We start from the raw sequence: 2,786 nt of genomic DNA, 5'->3' as shown, positions 1-2,786 counted from the left end.
TGCTCAGCGTGTCCGAGGCCGACATCCCTGCGGCGGTCTGAGCTCAACTCGCAGTCCACCACTTTCCGGCCGGCCCCGGCCGCGCGTCCGGGGTCGGCAGGTGGCGCGCTACGCGCACCCAGCGCCGACAGGCGAGCACTTCCGACCGCCGACGACGACAATTTCAGAAACAAAGACACTGAAGTGCCTGATTTGACATGGCAGTATTGCGAATATTGTTCTCAGATTGTATGTTCGTAACCGATCGAGTGTGGCGCGCAACACAGCAACCTGGTGCGGCCCGTCACGGCAGCGTCCAATCCCACGGGATGAATGACCGCCCTCGACTTCCCAGCAGCTTTGTACGAAGGAGCCCACCGATGTCACGTGACCTGGACGCGCCCGAGGTCGGCGCCTACCGCAGCGCGGTGATCCGCAAGATCAAGATGCGGGTCCTGCCATTCCTGGTGGTGCTCTACATCATGGCGTTCATCGACCGCGCCAACGTCGGATACGCCGCCCTGGAGATGAACGCCGACCTCGGGATCACCAAGGCACAGTTCGGGCTCGCCGCGGGGCTGTTCTCCATCGGGTACTTCCTGTTCGAGGTGCCGAGCAACATGCTGATGCGCAAGGTCGGCGCCCGCAAGTGGATCGCCCGCATCCTCTTCAGCTGGGGCGCCGTTGCCGTCCTGACCGGCTTCGTGCACGACTTCACCCAATTAGCCATCGCACGAACGGTTCTCGGTATCGCCGAGGCCGGTTTCTTCCCCTGTGTGCTGCTGTACCTGACGCTGTGGTTCCCCGAACGTGAACGCGCCCGCGTCGTCGCCCAGTTCATGATCGCCCTGCCGGTGGCCACCCTCATCGCGGGCCCACTGTCCGGGATGATCCTCGATCATGTGCACTGGTTCGGCGTCGAGAGCTGGCGCTGGGTGTTCATCCTCGAGGGCATCCCTGCTGTCATGCTCGGCTTCGTCACTCTGTTCGTCCTGGTCGACGGCCCACACAAGGCCAAGTGGCTCACCCGTGACGAAGCGGACTGGCTGACCGAGACCATCGAAGCCGAGAACCGGGCCAAGGCCGCCGCCCACGGCCAGGTGTCGTTCCTCCGCAGCCTCGCCGGGATCCGCACCCTGTCGCTGTCGTTCATCTACTACAGCAAGTCCGTCGCGATCTACGTCCTCGCCTTCTTCACCCCCAGCATCATCTCCGGACTCGGCGACCGACTCAGCAACACCTCCGTCGGGTTCATCACCGCCCTCCCGTACGCCGCCGCCGCGATCTTCATGGTCTGGTGGGCCCGGCACTCGGACCGAGGCGGTGAACGCCGCTGGCATGTCGGGATTCCGTTGCTCGTCGCCGCCGCCGGCCTGGTGTCGATGGTCTTCGTCCAGGACAGCCTGTGGTTCTCGGTGATCCTGCTGGTCGTCATCACCGTCGCCGTCTACGCCACCTACGGACCGTTCTGGGCGCTGCCGTCGTTGTTCCTGACGGGACCCGCCGCCGCCGTCGGCCTGGCCTCGATCAATTCGCTCGCCAACCTCGGCGGATTCGTCGGACCCTTCGGCTTCGGCGCCCTCGAAACCGCCACCGGCGGCATCTACTGGGGCCTGTCCATCGTCGCAGCCATGCTCATCCTCGCCGCGGGCCTGGTCACCCGGCTCCGGTTCGTCCGCGAGGCCGAGGCCAAGGCCCGGGAACTCGCGGCCACCGACGCCCGGGAGTTATCCGAAGTGGACGGCGTCCGCGTTTCCTGACCCACCCTCCCAATCCGCACTGAGCGGGCTCGCCTCGGCGAGCCCGCTCAGACCCATAAGAGAACAGTACGATCGAAGTACAATCTTGCTCATCGTGGGTGGATAACGCAGACAGAGGAGACACCCGATGGCTCAATCGAGTTCCATGGTCTACGAACTGGTCCGGAGCCGAATCATGGCCGGACACTACGCGCCGGGCGCGCACCTCACCGAGGGACAGCTCTGCGACGAACTCGATGTCAGCCGCACCCCGGTCAGGGCCGCACTCCGCCGCCTCACGGAGGAAGGACTGATCCAGACCGAACCGCACCGCGGTGCGTTCGTCGCGCAATGGACCCGCTCCGACGTCGACGAGGTCTTCGAACTGCGCTGCGTCCTCGAATCCCGCGGCGCGGGCCTAGCCGCCGAACGCCGATCCGCGGACGAGTGCGCGGAGCTGCGCAAGTCCGTCGACGAGATGGCGAAGATCGCCGCAGCGAAGAAGTCCACCTATAAAGACGATCTGCACCACAACAACCGCGAGTTCCACCTGCTCGTTCTCTCGGCCGCACGGTCACCTCGCCTGTACAAGATCGCCGAACAACTCGCGTACACCTCGGTCACCCTCGGAACCTACTTCTACTACTCCGACACCGACATCGCCCGCAGCATCCAGTTCCACCGCGACATCACCGACGCCATCGCCGCACAGAACCGCACCGTCGCCGAATCCCTCATGTCCGCCCACATCGGCGTCGGACACGTCGCCTTCGACGCCGGACGTTTCGGACAATCACACCCGGACGACTGAGACACCGTTGTCGATCAAAGCCAACGAGGCGGTTCCTCGACTTCACCGTCGATGTTCACGCCGACGGTGCCGCGTCCGGCGGCCCACCGCACGACCGCGGCGAGGGGCCCGGACACCTTCTCGGCGGGCGGTGAATCCGGCTGCACCGCAACCGGTTCACCTCCGTCGACCGCGAGTATCAGGCGTGTGCCGAGGTCCTTGCGCTGCCACATCCCGACGATGTCGGTGAGCAGCGACTCGAGGACCACGTCGGGGAA

The 2,786-nt window shown here is 65.3% G+C and carries 2 protein-coding genes and 1 pseudogene; 2 read left to right on the top strand and 1 reads right to left on the bottom strand.

The window, feature by feature from the left end:
- The first annotated feature begins 359 nt into the window (after positions 1-359).
- Both G9373_RS44975 and G9373_RS44970 read left to right on the top strand, forming a co-directional pair.
- A complete protein-coding gene (locus tag G9373_RS44975) occupies positions 360-1,739 on the top strand; it encodes an MFS transporter (protein WP_054248013.1) in 1,380 nt (459 codons plus the stop codon).
- A 127-nt stretch (positions 1,740-1,866) separates the two neighbouring features.
- Positions 1,867-2,529 (top strand): GntR family transcriptional regulator, encoded by a 663-nt coding sequence (locus tag G9373_RS44970; protein ID WP_043786848.1) that lies wholly within the window; start codon positions 1,867-1,869, stop codon positions 2,527-2,529.
- 14 nt (positions 2,530-2,543) lie between these two features.
- On the opposite strand, the pseudogene G9373_RS44965 reads toward G9373_RS44970, so the two are convergent.
- Positions 2,544-2,786 (bottom strand): annotated as a pseudogene (locus G9373_RS44965) (maleylpyruvate isomerase); the annotation flags it as partial.

Origin of the sequence: Rhodococcus sp. A14 (assembly GCF_011603105.1) — a bacterium.
GTDB classification, from domain to species: Bacteria; Actinomycetota; Actinomycetes; order Mycobacteriales; family Mycobacteriaceae; genus Rhodococcus_F; species Rhodococcus_F opacus.
This window is presented reverse-complemented; position numbering and strand designations above follow the sequence as displayed.

What these genes read in the sequence shown, in the direction of transcription:
- G9373_RS44975 (WP_054248013.1), top strand. Translation starts at nt 360, where the DNA reads ATGTCACGTGACCTGGACGCGCCCGAGGTCGGCGCCTACCGCAGCGCG.
- G9373_RS44970 (WP_043786848.1), top strand. Translation starts at nt 1,867, where the DNA reads ATGGCTCAATCGAGTTCCATGGTCTACGAACTGGTCCGGAGCCGAATC.